Source organism: Pantoea sp. Z09 (assembly GCF_022394795.1).
In the GTDB taxonomy this organism is placed as follows: Bacteria; Pseudomonadota; Gammaproteobacteria; order Enterobacterales; family Enterobacteriaceae; genus Pantoea; species Pantoea latae.
Window position 1 is genome coordinate 3,329,191 of sequence record NZ_CP092373.1, and the last position, 14,105, is coordinate 3,343,295.

At 64.4% G+C, this 14,105-nt stretch carries 12 protein-coding genes and 1 pseudogene; 10 read left to right on the top strand and 3 right to left on the bottom strand.

Annotated features, from left to right (window positions below):
• Positions 1–24: 24 nt before the first annotated feature.
• The 5 genes and pseudogenes from MC269_RS15900 to yfaU all read left to right on the top strand — a co-directional run bounded on the left by MC269_RS15900 (position 25) and on the right by yfaU (position 5,792).
• The gene (locus tag MC269_RS15900; RefSeq protein ID WP_239952989.1) at positions 25–1,485 is read left to right on the top strand and encodes a PLP-dependent aminotransferase family protein; all 1,461 of its coding nucleotides are present in this window, start codon (positions 25–27) and stop codon (positions 1,483–1,485) included.
• Between the two features lie 154 nt (positions 1,486–1,639).
• Entirely contained in the window at positions 1,640–2,422 is a 783-nt protein-coding gene (locus MC269_RS15905) for an IclR family transcriptional regulator (RefSeq protein ID WP_239952990.1), read from the top strand.
• 13 nt (positions 2,423–2,435) lie between these two features.
• A pseudogene (gene rhmD / locus MC269_RS15910) lies at positions 2,436–3,637 on the top strand (L-rhamnonate dehydratase).
• Positions 3,638–3,691: 54 nt separating this feature from the next.
• On the top strand, positions 3,692–4,978 hold the full coding sequence (locus tag MC269_RS15915; RefSeq protein ID WP_239952991.1) for an MFS transporter: 1,287 nt from the start codon (positions 3,692–3,694) through the stop codon (positions 4,976–4,978).
• Between the two features lie 13 nt (positions 4,979–4,991).
• Positions 4,992–5,792 (top strand): 2-keto-3-deoxy-L-rhamnonate aldolase, encoded by an 801-nt coding sequence (gene yfaU, locus MC269_RS15920; protein ID WP_239952992.1) that lies wholly within the window; start codon positions 4,992–4,994, stop codon positions 5,790–5,792.
• Here yfaU and MC269_RS15925 read toward each other — a convergent pair.
• Complete coding sequence (locus tag MC269_RS15925) at positions 5,786–6,856, bottom strand: LacI family DNA-binding transcriptional regulator (RefSeq protein WP_239952993.1); 1,071 nt, start codon at positions 6,854–6,856, stop codon at positions 5,786–5,788. The two genes, yfaU and MC269_RS15925, sit on opposite strands and share 7 nt — an antisense overlap.
• A gap of 195 nt (positions 6,857–7,051) precedes the next feature.
• On the opposite strand from MC269_RS15925, the gene MC269_RS15930 reads away from it, so the two are divergent.
• The 4 genes from MC269_RS15930 to MC269_RS15945 all read left to right on the top strand — a co-directional run bounded on the left by MC269_RS15930 (position 7,052) and on the right by MC269_RS15945 (position 10,669).
• A complete protein-coding gene (locus tag MC269_RS15930) occupies positions 7,052–7,864 on the top strand; it encodes an ABC transporter substrate-binding protein (protein ID WP_081142276.1) in 813 nt (270 codons plus the stop codon).
• A gap of 72 nt (positions 7,865–7,936) precedes the next feature.
• Positions 7,937–8,749, top strand: coding sequence for an amino acid ABC transporter permease (locus MC269_RS15935; RefSeq protein ID WP_239952994.1), 813 nt, complete (start codon positions 7,937–7,939; stop codon positions 8,747–8,749).
• Positions 8,746–9,519 carry an amino acid ABC transporter ATP-binding protein gene (locus tag MC269_RS15940; RefSeq protein WP_081142272.1) on the top strand — a complete coding sequence of 258 codons (774 nt, stop codon included), beginning with the start codon at positions 8,746–8,748 and terminating at the stop codon, positions 9,517–9,519. Before MC269_RS15935 ends, MC269_RS15940 begins: the two co-directional genes overlap by 4 nt.
• A 37-nt stretch (positions 9,520–9,556) precedes the next feature.
• On the top strand, positions 9,557–10,669 hold the full coding sequence (locus tag MC269_RS15945; protein WP_239952995.1) for an FAD-binding oxidoreductase: 1,113 nt from the start codon (positions 9,557–9,559) through the stop codon (positions 10,667–10,669).
• Between the two features lie 97 nt (positions 10,670–10,766).
• Here MC269_RS15945 and MC269_RS15950 read toward each other — a convergent pair whose 3' ends face one another.
• Positions 10,767–11,270, bottom strand: a complete 504-nt coding sequence (locus tag MC269_RS15950; protein ID WP_239952996.1) for an RcnB family protein — start codon at positions 11,268–11,270, stop codon at positions 10,767–10,769.
• Positions 11,271–11,375: 105 nt separating this feature from the next.
• Positions 11,376–12,266: a LysR family transcriptional regulator gene (locus MC269_RS15955; protein ID WP_239952997.1), complete on the bottom strand. Its 891-nt coding sequence runs from the start codon at positions 12,264–12,266 to the stop codon at positions 11,376–11,378.
• Between the two features lie 119 nt (positions 12,267–12,385).
• Between MC269_RS15955 and MC269_RS15960 the strand changes: the two genes are divergently transcribed.
• Complete coding sequence (locus MC269_RS15960) at positions 12,386–13,699, top strand: serine hydrolase (protein WP_239952998.1); 1,314 nt, start codon at positions 12,386–12,388, stop codon at positions 13,697–13,699.
• Positions 13,700–14,105: the final 406 nt, after the last annotated feature.

The window sequence follows — 14,105 nt, forward strand, 5'->3', positions numbered from 1 at the left end:
CCCGTGAAAATGATGGATCCACCTATGCCTGACAAGGGTTCGACCTCGCCCTCTACGCTGCTTGCCGCGCCACTCGTCCTGAACGGCGGCGACACCCTGCAGCAGCAGCTCTGCCAGCGCATCAAGCGCGCCATTCTGGCGGGTCAGCTGCCGGCGGGCACGCGCCTGCCCGCGACGCGCCAGCTGGCGCAGGATCTGCAGGTGTCGCGCAACACGGTGATCAACGCCTGGACGCAGCTGCAGGCGGAAGGCTATCTGATCAGCGATCGTCAGGGCAGCCGCGTCAGCCCGATTGCGCTGCCCGCGTCGGCCGCCGCTGACGTCAGCAGCGAAGCGCCGGTGGCGGACCGCGTGGCGCTGCTCTATTCCAGCCATCGCTACAGCCGTGAAGAGATGCCGCTGCGCACGGGCGTGCCGGCGCTAGCGCACTTTCCCTTCGCCGCCTGGCGACGCGCCTTTAACCGGGTGCTGAACGACACGCCGCAGCGCCTGCTGGGCTATGGCGATCCGCTGGGCGAGATGGCGCTGCGCGCGGCGCTGGCGCAGCATCTCAGCCTGACGCGCGGCGTGCGCTGCCAGCCGCAGCAGATTGTTATCACCGAGGGCGCGCAGCAGGCGCTGTCGCTCTGCGTCACCCTGCTGAGCAACCCCGGCGACGTCGGCTGGGTAGAGGATCCCGGCTATCGCGGCGCGAAGGCCGCCATGCTGGCCGGTAATCTGCGCGTGCAGCCGGTGGCGGTGGATGCGCAGGGGTTAGCGCCCGACGCCCGGCTGTGGCAGCACGCCGCGCCGCGACTGATCTACTGCTCGCCGACCCATCAGTACCCGACCGGCGCGGTGATGAGCGCGGCGCGCCGTCTGGCGCTGCTCGCCCAGGCGCAGGCGCATCAGGCGTGGATCATCGAGGATGACTACGACGGCGACTTCCGCTACGTCGGCGAGCCGATCGGCGCGATGCAGGGCATGACGCCCGGCGCGCCGGTGATCTATATCGGCTCCTTCAGCAAAACGCTGTTTCCGGCGCTGCGGCTCGGCTTTATGGTGCTGCCCGCGACGCTGGCGGCCTCTCTGCGCCCGGCGCTGCACGAGCTACTGCGCGGCGGCAACCGGCTGGAGCAGCAGGCGCTGGCCGCCTTTATCGCCAGCGGCGACTTTACGCGCCATCTCAGCAAGATGCGTCGGCTCTACCGCCAGCGGCAGCAGACGCTGCGCCAGGCGCTGCAGGAAACGCTGGGCGCGCGGGTTGCACTGCTGGGCGGCGAATGCGGCATGCATCTGGTGCTGCGGCTGGCAGACGAGATCGATGACGCGGTGCTGGCGGCACGCCTGTGGCAGGCGGGCTACGCGCCCGCCGCGCTCTCTGGCTACTGCGCGGGCGACGCCCCGCTGCGCGGGCTGGTGCTGGGCTACGGCAACACCAGCAGCGCGCAGCTGCAGGCGGGCGCGCGACAGATTGGTCGGCTGCTGACGGAGATGGCGCGCTGAGTCCAGCCTGCTGTACCGCCAGCGCGGCGTATCTCACACTCTGCGCGTCGCGCGCGCAACCACGTCGGCCTGACCCGGCTTCTTTGAAGCCGCTCACATTTCCCCGGCGCTGATTTACCAACACTGCCTCCAGACAACCAGACTGGAGTCCAGCATGCTGGAAATATCGCCTGTGCCTGCGCTGACGCGCGGCATCGCCATCCTCAGCTTTATCGCGCAGCAGGGTCCGTGCAGCGCGGCCGAGATCATCGACGCCCTGAGCCTGCCTAAGAGCAGCGCCTATCTGCTGCTGGCCGAGCTGAAAAAGCAGCGTCTTATCACCCTGGATCGCAACGATCGCTACTGCCTGTGGACGCGGCTGGTGGAGTTCGCCGGGTATGCGCTGGAGAAGATGGATATCCGCGAGATCGCCCGTCCGCGCCTGACGCGCCTGATGCAGGAGAGCAACCTGCTGTGTCATCTCGGCATCCTCGACGGCGGCCACGCCTGCTACATCCTCAAGCTGGAGTCGCCTGCCACCATTAGCGTGCGCTCCCACGAAGGCAAAAGCCTGTCGCTGCACCGCTCCGGCATCGGCAAATGTCTGCTCGCCTGGCAGCCCACCGACGAGCAGGCGCGCATTATCAGCCAGCTGCGCTTTTTCGCCGCGACGCCGACCTCGATCTGCAGCGCCGAGGCGCTGGCCGCTGAGCTGGCGCACATCCGGCGTCAGGGCTGGAGTTTCGACAACGGGGAAGACTATCCCGACGTGCGCTGCGTCGCCGCGCCGATTTTTGATGCCCGCCGTCAGCTGTTCGCCGCGATCTCGCTGGTCGGCACGCGGCTGCAAATCGACGACGACAACCGCGACTACCTGGCGGGCCGAGCGCTGGCCTGCGCACGCGACATTTCATACGCCCTGGGCTGGCGCAGCCCGATGGAATCTTTCGCTTCTTAATCTGGAGAACGCTATGACTTTGCCAAAAATCAAAACCGTCCGCGCCTGGTTTACCGGCGGCGCCACCGCAGAGAAAGCCGCTGCCGGCGCCGACTATCATGACCAGGCTGGCGGCCACTGGATCGACGATCATATCGCCACGCCGATGAGCAAATACAAAGCCTATGAACAGTCGCGTCAGTCGTTTGGCATCAACGTGCTTGGCACGCTGGTGGTGGAAGTGGAAGCGGATAACGGCCAGACCGGCTTCGCGATCTCCACCGGCGGCGAGATGGGCTGCTTTATCGTGGAAAAACATCTGAACCGCTTTATCGAGGGGCGCTGCGTCAGCGATATCAAACTGATCCACGATCAGATGATGAACGCGACGATGTTCTACTCCGGCTCCGGCGGCGTGGTGATGAATACGGTTTCCTGCGTCGATCTGGCGCTGTGGGACCTGTTCGGCAAAGTGACGCAGCTGCCGGTCTATCAGCTGCTGGGCGGCGCGGTGCGCGAGGAGCTGCAGTTCTACGCCACCGGCGCGCGTCCCGATCTGGCGCAGGAGATGGGCTTTATCGGCGGCAAAATGGCGGTGCAGTGGGGCCGCACGACGGCGACGACGGCATTCGCAAAGAGGCGGCGCGCATTGCCCACTACCGCGAAGCCTGCGGCCCCGACTTTTGGCTAATGCTCGACTGCTGGATGAGTCAGGACGTGAACTTCGCCACCAAACTGGCGCACGCCTGCGCGCCCTACAACCTCAAGTGGCTGGAGGAGTGTCTGCCGCCGCAGCAGTATGAAGGCTATGCGCAGCTGAAACGTCAGGCGCCGCCGGGCATGCTGATCACCAGCGGCGAGCATCACGGCACGCTGAGTTCGTTTCGCACCCTGGCCGATACCGGCATCGACATCCTGCAGCCGGACGTCGGCTGGTGCGGCGGCCTGACCACGCTGGTGGAAGTGGCGGCGCTGGCGAAATCGCGCGGCCAGCTGGTGGTGCCGCACGGCTCGTCGGTCTATTCGCATCATGCGGTGATCACCTTCACCAACAGCCCGTTCAGCGAATTCCTGATGACCAGCCCGGACTGCAGCACGCTGCGTCCGCAGTTCGATCCGCTGCTGATCGACGAGCCGGTGCCGACGCGTGGCCGTCTGCCTAAGTCGGCGCTCGACAAGCCTGGCTTCGGCGTGGAGCTGAACCGCGACGGCCTGAAACGTCCCTATACCCACTAAGTGCGCAGGCTGCGCGGCAGCCTGACGCGTAATTCTGCTGCGAGGATCGATGTGATGAACAGCCTTGTGCAACAGGCGGTGCGCAAAAACCGCGCCCGCCTGATCCCTTTTATGCTGATGCTCTACGTACTGGCGTTTCTCGATCGCGCCAATATCGGCTTCGCCAAAGAGGCGTACCAGCTTGATACCGGCCTGAGCAACGAGGCGTACGCGCTGGGCGCGGGCATTTTCTTTGTGGTCTATGCGCTGTTCGGCGTGCCTGCCAACCTGCTGATGCGCCGCTTCGGCGCGCGCAGCTGGATTGGCGGCACCACGCTGCTGTGGGGCCTGCTCTCCGCCGCGATGGCCTTCGCCGACAGCGAAGCTAAATTCCTGCTGGTGCGCACGCTGCTGGGCGCGGCGGAAGCGGGCTTTTTCCCCGGCATGATCTATCTGACGTCGCAGTGGTTTCCGCAGCAGCAGCGCGCCAGCGTGATGGGGCTGTTCTATATGGGCGCGCCGCTGGCGCTGACCTTTGGCTCGCCGCTCTCCGGCGCGCTGCTGGAGATGCACGGTTTTCTCGGCCATCCCGGCTGGTTCTGGATGTTTATGATCGAAGGGCTGATCGCGGTCGCCGCCGGGCTGTTCACCTTCGCCTGGCTTGATAACAGCCCGGCGCAGGCGCGCTTTCTCAGCGAGGAGGAGAAAGCGGCGCTGCGGCAGCAGCTCGACAGCGAAGAGCGGCAGAAACCGACGGTACGCCTGCGCGACGCCCTGCGCCACCGGCGCGTCTGGCATCTGGCGCTGATCTACATGACCATCCAGATCGCTGTCTACGGCCTGATCTTCTTTCTACCCTCGCAGGTCGCCGCGCTGCTGGGTACGAAGGTGGGCTTCTCCGCTTCTGTGGTGACGGCCATTCCCTGGGTGGCGGCGCTGTTCGGCACCTGGCTGATCCCACGCTACGCCGATCGCAGCGGTGAACGCCGCCGCATTGCGGCGGTAACGCTGCTGGCCGCCGCCGCGGGCATCGGCGTCTCCGGGCTGGTCTCGCCGATGCTGGCTATCGTGGCGCTGAGCGTGGCGGCAATCGGTTTTATCGCCGTGCAGCCGGTGTTCTGGACCATGCCGACGCAGCTGCTGTCCGGCAGCGCGCTGGCGGCGGGCATCGGCTTCGTCAACCTGTTCGGCGCGGTGGGCGGTTTTCTCGCGCCGCTGATCCGCGTCAACGCCGAATCGCTGTTTAACAGCGGCAGCGCCGGGCTGCTGACGCTCGCCGCTATCGCCGCCACAGGCGCACTGATGATCTTCGGCCTGAATTCCGACTCGCGCGTCGCGCTGGCGTCGCAAGCTAAGCATTAACTCTGGAGGTTCTATGCAGGATCCATTACACAATCCGTTCAAGGCTGGCCTGGCGCGCGGCGAAACTCAGCTCGGCCTGTGGCTGAGCAGCACCTCCTCCTATCTGGCGGAGATCGCTGCCACCAGCGGCTACGACTGGCTGCTGATTGACGGCGAGCACGCGCCGAATACGGTGCAGGATCTCTACCACCAGCTGCAGGCCATCGCGCCCTATCGCAGCCAGCCGGTGATCCGGCCGGTGGAATTTCAGCAGGCGTTGATTAAACAGGTGCTGGATATCGGCGCGCGTACGCTGCTGGTGCCGATGATCGACACCGCCGAGCAGGCGCGCGCGCTGGTGGCGGCGACGCGCTATCCGCCGACCGGCACACGCGGCGTCGGCGCAGGCGTGGCGCGGGCGGCGCGCTGGGGCCGGGTTGAAAACTATATGGCGCGCGCCAATGAGGAACTCTGTTTGCTGATTCAGGCGGAGAGCAAAACCGCCATTGATAATCTCGACGCACTGCTGGAGGTTGAGGGGGTCGACGGCATCTTTATCGGCCCGGCCGATCTCTCCGCCTCGCTGGGCTATCCCGACAACGCCGCGCATCCAGAGGTGCAGCAGATCATCGAGCAGAGTATCCGCCGCATTCGCAAGGCGGGCAAAGCCGCCGGTTTCCTGGCGGTGGATATTGCTATGGCGCAGCGGGCCATCAGCTGGGGCGCAAACTTCGTCGCGGTCGGCGTCGATACCATGCTCTATACCGACGCGCTGGATCGGCGGCTGGCGCAGTTCCGCCAGCAGGCGACGGACGCGCGGCCGGCCAGCTACTGAGCCGGTGCGGCGACAGAGCGCCGCATCACCAGTTCAGCGCTAAAGCGGGGCAGCGGTCCGGTGCGTTCGCCGCGAATATCGGCAATAAGGCGGCGCGCCGCCTCGCGGCCCATCTCATAAACCGGCTGCGCCACTACCGTCAGCGGCGGCGCGACGATTTCGCTCCAGGGAAAGTTGTCGTACATGATGAAGGAGAGATCCTGCGGGATGCGCAACCCGCGCTGCGCCACGGCGCGCAGCAGCGACATGGCGACCAGGCTGTCGGAGGCGATCAGCGCGGTGGGCGGCGCGGCGCGCTGCCACAGCGCCTCGACGATGCGCGCAATCTGCGCGTCGTCGCCAGCGTTGGCCTGGATCAGCGAGGTGTCGTACGCCTGCCCGGCCGCCGCAAACGCGTCCATCATGCCGCCGACGCGCTGCGCCACCGGCGTCAGGCCAAAGTCCGCTGCGTCGCGGTAGGCGCCCGCCAGCTCCATGCTGGTGATATAGGCGATGCGCTCGTGCCCGGCCGCCAGCAGTTGCTGCGTCGCCTCGCGCGCCACGGCGGTGAAATCGCAGCAGATCGCCTCGACATCGAGGCCGATAACCGCGCGATCGAACAGCCTGAGCGCACGTCCCTCTTCCAGCACCTGCAGCAGATGACCATTTTTTTCGCGCGCCGAGTGGCTGGGCGCGACGATAATGCCGTCGACTCGCTTCTCCAGCATCACGCGCACCGCATCCTGTTCAGCCTGCAACTTCTCGTCGCTGTTGCCCAGCAGCAGATGAAAGCCCGCCTGGCGCGCCACGTCGGCCATGCCGCGCAGCGCCAGCCCGAAGTGCGGGTTCTCGATATCGCCGACGATCACGCCGATGGTGTTGGAGCGGCCGGTGTTCATGGTACGCGCCACCTCGTTGGGCCGGTAGCCGAGCGCCGCCGCCGCCTGGTTGACTCGCGTCTGGACCTCTTCACTGACGGCGCCGTAGCCACCGAGCGCCCTCGCCGCCTGCGCTTTCGATACGCTGGCCGCCCGGGCGACGTCGGCGACGGTAGGCGCTTTAATGCGTGCTTTCTGGTTGGTCATAATTAATTCGAATCACAGGTTGATGAAGGAGAGATTGACGTCGAAAAAAGGCTGTGCTTAAACTCATTGTATCGCCTTGAGACCGGTCTCACAACAACTGTTCTCTTGTCGTCCTCTGCGTTGAGACCGGTCTCAAAACACTATTATTACCGGCTCAACCGTCTCTGATGTTTAACCTGCAAAAACGGATGAGCTATGAAATCGCCAATTCACCTGAGCGCCCTGTGCGGCGCCGCAATCGCACTCTGTTCACTGTCGTTCAGCACGCTGGCGGCCAGCAGCGACAATCCCTACGGCCTGCTGGAGCCGGGCCATCTGCGCATCGCCAGCGTGGGCGACTCCAAACCCTATACCTTCACCGACGCCAGCGGCCAGTTCACCGGCTTTGACGTGGAGTTCTTTAAAAACGTGGCGCACCGCATGGGCATCGATCAGGTGGATTTCGTCGGACAGGATTTCTCCGCCATCCTGCCCGCCGTCGCCAACGGCCAGTTTGACGCCGCCGTCGCCGCCATCGGCATTACCCCGGCGCGCGAGAAGACCGTGGATTTCTCCACCGGCTATCTGGCGGGCTACCTGACCGTACTGACGCGCAGCGACAGCGGCGTGAAGAACGTCGAGACGCTGGCGAAGCATCGCCTCGGAGTGATTCAGGGCACGCTGCAGGAGAGCTATGCGGTGCAGCACTTTACCCAGACCGACGTGGTGCGCTTTCCCGATAATAACGCCGCCGTCTCGGCGCTGAACAACGGCACGCTGGACGCGGTGTTTCTCGACTACGAGGCCGCCAAAAGCTACGCCGCGCGCTTCAAGCTGATCTCCGCCGCCGATATTCCGTCGTTCGATGCTCCGGCGGGCGTCGCCATCGCCAAAAATAAGCCGGCATTCAAGGCCGCGCTCGACAGCGCCATCAAGGCCGCCATGCAGGACGGCACCTGGAAGCAGCTCTATCAGAAGTGGTTTCCCGGCTCGCCGATGCCAGAGCAGTATCTGCCTGGCGGCAAATAATGCGTGAGCGCTGAGCGTTTGGCTTTCTACCGGTGACGGCGCGCCCGTCACGCGTACCTGTGGAGTACGGCGATGGATCTTCTGACAATGCTTTCCCGCACCTTCTTTGACTTCGCCTCAATGAAGGAAGTCCTGCCGCAGCTGCTGGCGACCGGTCTGGTTAATACCCTGATCATCTCGCTCGCCGCCACGCTGCTCGGCACGCTGCTGGGCCTGCTGCTGGCGCTGATGGGCATCTCCCCGTCGCGCTGGCTGCGGCTGCCCGCGCGGCTCTATACCGACCTGTTTCGCGGCCTGCCGTCGATTCTGACCATTCTGCTGATTGGCCAGGGGCTGGCGCGCTTTAGCTACCAGCTGTTCGGCCCGACGCCCTATCCGCTCGGCATCTTCGCCCTTAGCCTGATCGCCAGCGCCTATATGGGCGAGATTTTTCGCGCCGGCATTCAGAGCGTAGAGCGCGGGCAAATGGAGGCATGCCGCGCGCTGGGCATGAGCTACGGCCGCGCCATGCGCCAGGTGGTGATCCCGCAGGGCATCCGCCGCGTGCTGCCCGCTATCGTTAACCAGTTTATCGCCATCATCAAAGACTCCTCACTGGTCTATCTGCTCGGCCTGATGACCGGCCAGCGCGAGCTGTTTCGCGTCGGTCAGGACGCGGCGGTGCTCACCGGCAACCTGTCGCCGCTGATGCTGGCCGGGCTGTTCTACCTGATCATCACCGTGCCGCTGACCCACGCGGTAAACGTTATCGACGTGCGCTATCGCACCGGTCGTCGGCGGCTTACCGCACCGCAGAGCGGCCTGAAAGAGGTCGAAGAAGTGCTAAAGCGCCCCGACGGCGCGCTGGCCGCACAACCCTTAACCGGCAATCGGGAGCAATCATGAGCGTTGCAATGAAACTGAGCGAGCCGCCCGCTGCGGCGAGCTGGAAAGGGTCGAGCCTGGAGCTGCGCGATCTGTCGCTGGCCTATGGGCCGATTGACGTGCTGCGCGGCGTGTCACTGCGTATTGCGCCCGGCACCACCACCTGCATTATCGGGCCGTCCGGCTCCGGCAAGTCGACGCTGCTGCGCGGCATCAACCGCCTGCATGAGCCGAAATCGGGCGACGTGCTGCTGGCGGGACGCTCGGTGCTGAAAGACAAACCCGACGCCCTGCGGCTGCGCATCGGCATGGTGTTTCAGCACTTCAACCTGTTTCCCGACCACAGCGCGCTGGAGAACGTGGCGCTGGCGCCCTGGAAGGTGAAAGGACTGCCAAAGGCGCAGGCGATGGCGATTGCCCGCCAGCGGCTCGACGAGGTGGGGCTTGGCCAGCGCGCCGATCACCGCCCGCGCGATCTCTCCGGCGGCCAGCAGCAGCGCGTGGCGATTGCCCGCGCGCTGGCGATGGATCCCGAGGTGATGCTGTTTGACGAGGCGACCTCGGCGCTCGATCCCGAGCTGGTGAAAGGGGTGCTGACGCTGATGGCCGATCTCTGTCGGCGCGGCATGACCATGGTGGTGGTGACCCATGAGATGGGCTTCGCGCGCAAGGTCGCCGATCAGGTGGTGTTTATGGACGAAGGCGAGATTGTCGAAGCGGGCCCGCCCGCCCAGTTGTTCGACGCGCCGCAGTCGCCGCGCCTGCAACGTTTTCTGTCGGAAGTGCTGTAAGCCCTTCTCTTTTAAGAACTGAACAAGGAATTGAATCATGGCATTTGAACCTATCCGTCGCGTTGTGGTGCTCGGCGGCGGCGCGCTCGGCGTCTCCAGCGCGCTACAGCTGGCAAAACGCGGCGCGGCGGTGACGCTGGTGACCGAGGCGGAACTTTGCTCCGGCGCCTCCGGCCGCTCGCTCTCCTGGCTTAACTCGGCGGGCGAGCGCGCGCTGCCCTATCACGCGCTGCGCATGGCGGGCATCGATCGCTACCGCACGCTGTTCGCCGCCGATCCGACGCGCGACTGGCTGCGCTTCGACGGCGGCCTGTTCTGGGCAGCGGATGACCTGAGCGGCACGCGCGCGCGCCATGCCTATGAGAAGGCGCACGGCTACGACTCGCAGCTGGTGACGCGCAGCAGCCTGGCGCAGGCCGACGCGCAGGTTGAAGATGCGGCGCTGGCGCAGGAGGCGATCTTCAACCCCGGCGAGGGCTGGGTCAGTTTGCCGCACCTGGTGGCGCATCTGGCGCAGCAGCTGCGCGCGCTGGGCGGCGAGATCGTCGAGCACGCCGGAAAATGCGCGGTGCTGCGCGACGGAGAACGCGCCTGCGGCATCAGGCTGGCGAGCGGCGATAGCCTGCACGCCGACGCGGTGCTGGTCGCCTGCGGCCCGGCCACGCCCGACGTAGTCGCGCCGCTCGGCGTTACCATTCCCAACGGCTCGCCCGTGTCGATGCTGGTGATCACCGAACCGGGCGCGCACGGGCTGAAAACGGTGCTGAACACGCCGCGCGCGGCGGTGCGTCCCAATCCGGGCAACACCTTTGCGCTCGATCACGACTGGTATGAAGAGGATATTCAGCGGCAGGCCGACGGCAGCTACAGCATCGACGAAGGCGTAGTGGCGCAGCTTGCCGCCGAAGCGAGCAGGCTGATCAAAGGCGAACCGCTGCGCGCCGCCAGCTGGAAGCTGGGGCTAAAACCGATCCCCGGCGACGGCGAGCCGGTGCTGGGCGAGCTGGAGAGCGTGCCGGGCTGCTTTGTCGCCTTTACCCACTCCGGCGCCACGCTGGCGCTGATTGTGGGTGAGCTGCTGGCGGAGGAGATAGTAACGGGCGAGAAGCAGCCGATGCTGGCGAGCTTTCGGCCGGGACGTTTTGCATAAAAAAAGCCGGTCGCGTGACCGGCTTTATCCATCTGACACTATCCGTAAGCGGGTGAAAAAGCCCGGAGCCTTCTCACCGCGTAGGCACGGATTGCGTTTAGCCGCGATAGTAGATATCGCCTGACTCCGCCTTCAGGATTTTACCCACGTCGTTGGTGATCAGCAGGTAGTTGCCGCCGATATAGGTCCAGTGGCTGCCGGTTTCTGGCGCAGGCAGGTTACGCTTTTGCCACTCGACAATATTGTAGGATTTGTCGAGATACTGCTGCGGCACGCTGTCGCCAATTTTATAATCTTTGTAGTCGATGATAATGCGGTTGAGATCGTAGTTCGACTGCGCCTGTGGGCTGCCGGCGTTGGCGTCCGGCGCTGGCGTGCTGCCCGCTTCCGGCTCTTCTGCGTTCGGTCCCAGCGGCGGCTGCGCGCTGCTGTCGGTGGTGTCGCCCTGCTGCGGCTGCGCATCGGCGGGCGCCTGCTGCTGAACCTGCGGCGGCGGCGGAACGGTATCGGTGTCGTCGCCTTCAGCCTGTGCAGCGGGAACAAGGCTCAGCGAGCCAAACAGTAAACCCGCTAAAAAGAGTGCGTTCTGAGTCCTGCGCATAGTGTTTTCCACGTTGATTGATTTTGTTAACAGTAGACCAGGATAAAGACAATCTGTACAGCCTGTCAGTTCCGCACGCGCAGCAGGTAAATGTAAAGAAACGCGTCACCCCTGACGCTCGGCCCAGACCTCAGGAACCAGCTTCATCGCCTCGCTGACGGCAAAATCAGCCGCCATGCCCGGCTTCCACAGCATCACCAGCATCTGGCTCAGCGCCAGATTGCCCACCTCCACATCGATCGCCTCGACGCCGTGCCAGCTCGTCGCGGCAAAATGTTTCGGCAAAAACGCCCATCCCTGCCCGCTCTCCAGCAGATGACGCAGCAGCGCGCGGTCGTTGGTGTAAAAGGCGCGATCGGCGATGCGTCCCTGTTTCGCCGCCACGCCGTCGGGCGCCGGATGCATCACCAGCTGCGGCTGCGACGCAAGGGCGAACAGCGACACCGGCTGCTCATCCGGGAACAGCGCGGCGGCGGCGTAGAAATCCAGTTCGATCAGCCCGACCGAGCGCCACGCCATCTCGCTGCCGAGGCTGCGGTTGCGCGCCTGGCAGAGCGCCAGCTGCGCCGCACCGGAGGCGAGCGCCGCTTCCGCCTCTTCGCGCGCCGCGCTCCAGGCGCTGACGCGAATGTTGCTCTCCGCCAGTGCCGCGATCAGCCCGCAGAGAAAGGGACGCGGCACAAAGGGATCGTACACCAGGCTGATTTCGGCGGAGATATCCTGTCGCACGTGGCGCGCCGCCGCGTCGAACGCCTGCGCCTGCTGCATCAGCAGCGCTGCCTGGCGCTTCAGCCGCTGGCCCTCTGGCGTCAGCACGAGCATGCGCCCCTGGCGCGCAAAAAGCTTATAGCCCAGCGCCGCTTCCAGAAACTCGATCAGCTCGCTGAGGGTGGCGCGATCCTTGCCGAGCTGCCGCGCCGCCTGCGAGACGGTGCCAAGCGCGGCAACGGTAGAAAACGCCTCTATCTGCGCAAAGGAAAAACTGAGACCGGCCATAACTGCTCCCTGATGCGGTTATAAGGGGGATTTCCCCACATATGCTGATTTTTGCACAGCACGGCCGAAACCTATACTGCGGACCACTTGTTTTACGGCCTGTTGAGAGGGAAAACCGCATGAAGAAACCTGACAAAAACCTGCTGCTGGCGCTGTCGCTGGCGACCACGGCGCTGCTGTCGCAGGGCGTCGCCGCGGCTCAGCATAGCGCCTGCGGCGGCGTGCCGCTGAGCGTCTGCCCGACGCCATTCGATCGCGCCCTGCCGGATCCGAAAACCATGCTCAGCTGGGATCAACAGGATCGCGTAGTGGGCTTTCGCAACGACTACCGCAATTACCCCGCCGATGTTTTTCTTCACGGCGCGGCGCGTCCGCTGCTGCTGGCCAGGCGTCAGCTCGGCGAGGTGAGCTATCAGGTTAACGGCCAGCGCTACAGCCTGGCGGACTACCTGCAGCGCCAGAACGTCGCGGGGATGCTGGTGCTGAAAAACGGCCAGATCGCCTACAAATATCTGGCGCACGGCAACAGCGACAGCACGCTCTGGACCTCGCGCTCGGTGGGGAAATCAGTGGTTTCTACCCTGGTCGGCGTGGCGCTGAAACAGGGGAAAATCCACTCGCTGGATGACAAGGTCACCCGCTACGAGCCTGAACTGGAAGGCACGGCGTGGCAGGACGTGACGCTGCGGCAGCTGCTGACCCACACCTCCGGCGTGGCGTGGAACGAGGATTACACCCAGCCCGACTCCGACTTCGCACAGCTGACCCAGTGCGAGGCGCGCGCCGGCACCTATGACTGTGTGCGTGATCTGGTTACCGGCCTGAAAAAAGCGCACCCGTCGGGCCAGCACTGGTCCTACTCCTCGGGCGGCGCCTGGCTGCTGGGCGACGTGCTGGAGCGCGCCACCGGCATGTCCCTCGCCGCCTATCTGCAGCAGAGCATCTGGCAGCCCTATGGCATGGCGAGTGACGGCGTCTGGCACGCCTATCAGCCCGGCAAACATGACGTCGGCGCGCACGGCTTCAACGCCACGCTGGAAGACTGGGGACGCTTCGGCGAGTTTGTGCTGCACGAGGGGCGCCTGCCGAACGGCGACAAAGCGCTGCCGGACGGCTGGCTGAAGCTTGCTTCCAACTGGACGCAGGCGCAGGGTTCGGTTTCCGCGGCGCATCCGCAGGGCCTTTACGGCTTCCAGTGGTGGAACAACGAGGTGCCGGCCAATGCGCAGAACGTCGAGCCTGCGCCGGAAGCGTCGCTGAAGGGCTCGCTCTGGGCGCTGGGGATCTATGGCCAGGTGATTATGGTGAACCCCGCCGAGCAGCTGGTGATTGTGCAGTGGTCGACCTGGCCGCAGGCGGAGCCGTCGTTTAGCGCCCAGCCGCTGGAGGCGTCGTTGATGTATAGCGCGATTGCGCAGCAGCTGCGCGAGTGAGAGAGCATTGGGATGATACTCTCATCCCGCTTTAGCGCGGCTCGGTAAGGGTTATCGGGCCGCCATTCCACTGCTTAATGCATTTTGTCGCCTGCGGCGAGCAAATCCTTTCTTACTTAAAACGCTTTGTGAATCAGTGAAGCGCTCAATGCAACCTCAGGCGTTTTGGCAAATTTATCTATTATCGATATTGAGATCGGAATTTGGCCAGCCGGTTTAACGCTAGATATTTTAATTATTAACTGGCTAATGTTTAACTTAGCTATTATTTCTTACATAAAAGCGTTAATTGTCGAACTAATTTTTTTGCGGCTTTAACCGCAGCCTTGAAACTTTAAGATTGTCAAATCATATAATCTTGATAGCGATCAATAATCACTCCTATCCCAATAGCGTAGCGTCAAAT

What these genes read in the sequence shown, in the direction of transcription:
- MC269_RS15900 (WP_239952989.1), top strand. Translation starts at nt 25, where the DNA reads ATGCCTGACAAGGGTTCGACCTCGCCCTCTACGCTGCTTGCCGCGCCA.
- MC269_RS15905 (WP_239952990.1), top strand. Translation starts at nt 1,640, where the DNA reads ATGCTGGAAATATCGCCTGTGCCTGCGCTGACGCGCGGCATCGCCATC.
- MC269_RS15915 (WP_239952991.1), top strand. Translation starts at nt 3,692, where the DNA reads ATGAACAGCCTTGTGCAACAGGCGGTGCGCAAAAACCGCGCCCGCCTG.
- yfaU (WP_239952992.1), top strand. Translation starts at nt 4,992, where the DNA reads ATGCAGGATCCATTACACAATCCGTTCAAGGCTGGCCTGGCGCGCGGC.
- MC269_RS15925 (WP_239952993.1), bottom strand. Translation starts at nt 6,856, where the DNA reads ATGACCAACCAGAAAGCACGCATTAAAGCGCCTACCGTCGCCGACGTC.
- MC269_RS15930 (WP_081142276.1), top strand. Translation starts at nt 7,052, where the DNA reads ATGAAATCGCCAATTCACCTGAGCGCCCTGTGCGGCGCCGCAATCGCA.
- MC269_RS15935 (WP_239952994.1), top strand. Translation starts at nt 7,937, where the DNA reads ATGGATCTTCTGACAATGCTTTCCCGCACCTTCTTTGACTTCGCCTCA.
- MC269_RS15940 (WP_081142272.1), top strand. Translation starts at nt 8,746, where the DNA reads ATGAGCGTTGCAATGAAACTGAGCGAGCCGCCCGCTGCGGCGAGCTGG.
- MC269_RS15945 (WP_239952995.1), top strand. Translation starts at nt 9,557, where the DNA reads ATGGCATTTGAACCTATCCGTCGCGTTGTGGTGCTCGGCGGCGGCGCG.
- MC269_RS15950 (WP_239952996.1), bottom strand. Translation starts at nt 11,270, where the DNA reads ATGCGCAGGACTCAGAACGCACTCTTTTTAGCGGGTTTACTGTTTGGC.
- MC269_RS15955 (WP_239952997.1), bottom strand. Translation starts at nt 12,266, where the DNA reads ATGGCCGGTCTCAGTTTTTCCTTTGCGCAGATAGAGGCGTTTTCTACC.
- MC269_RS15960 (WP_239952998.1), top strand. Translation starts at nt 12,386, where the DNA reads ATGAAGAAACCTGACAAAAACCTGCTGCTGGCGCTGTCGCTGGCGACC.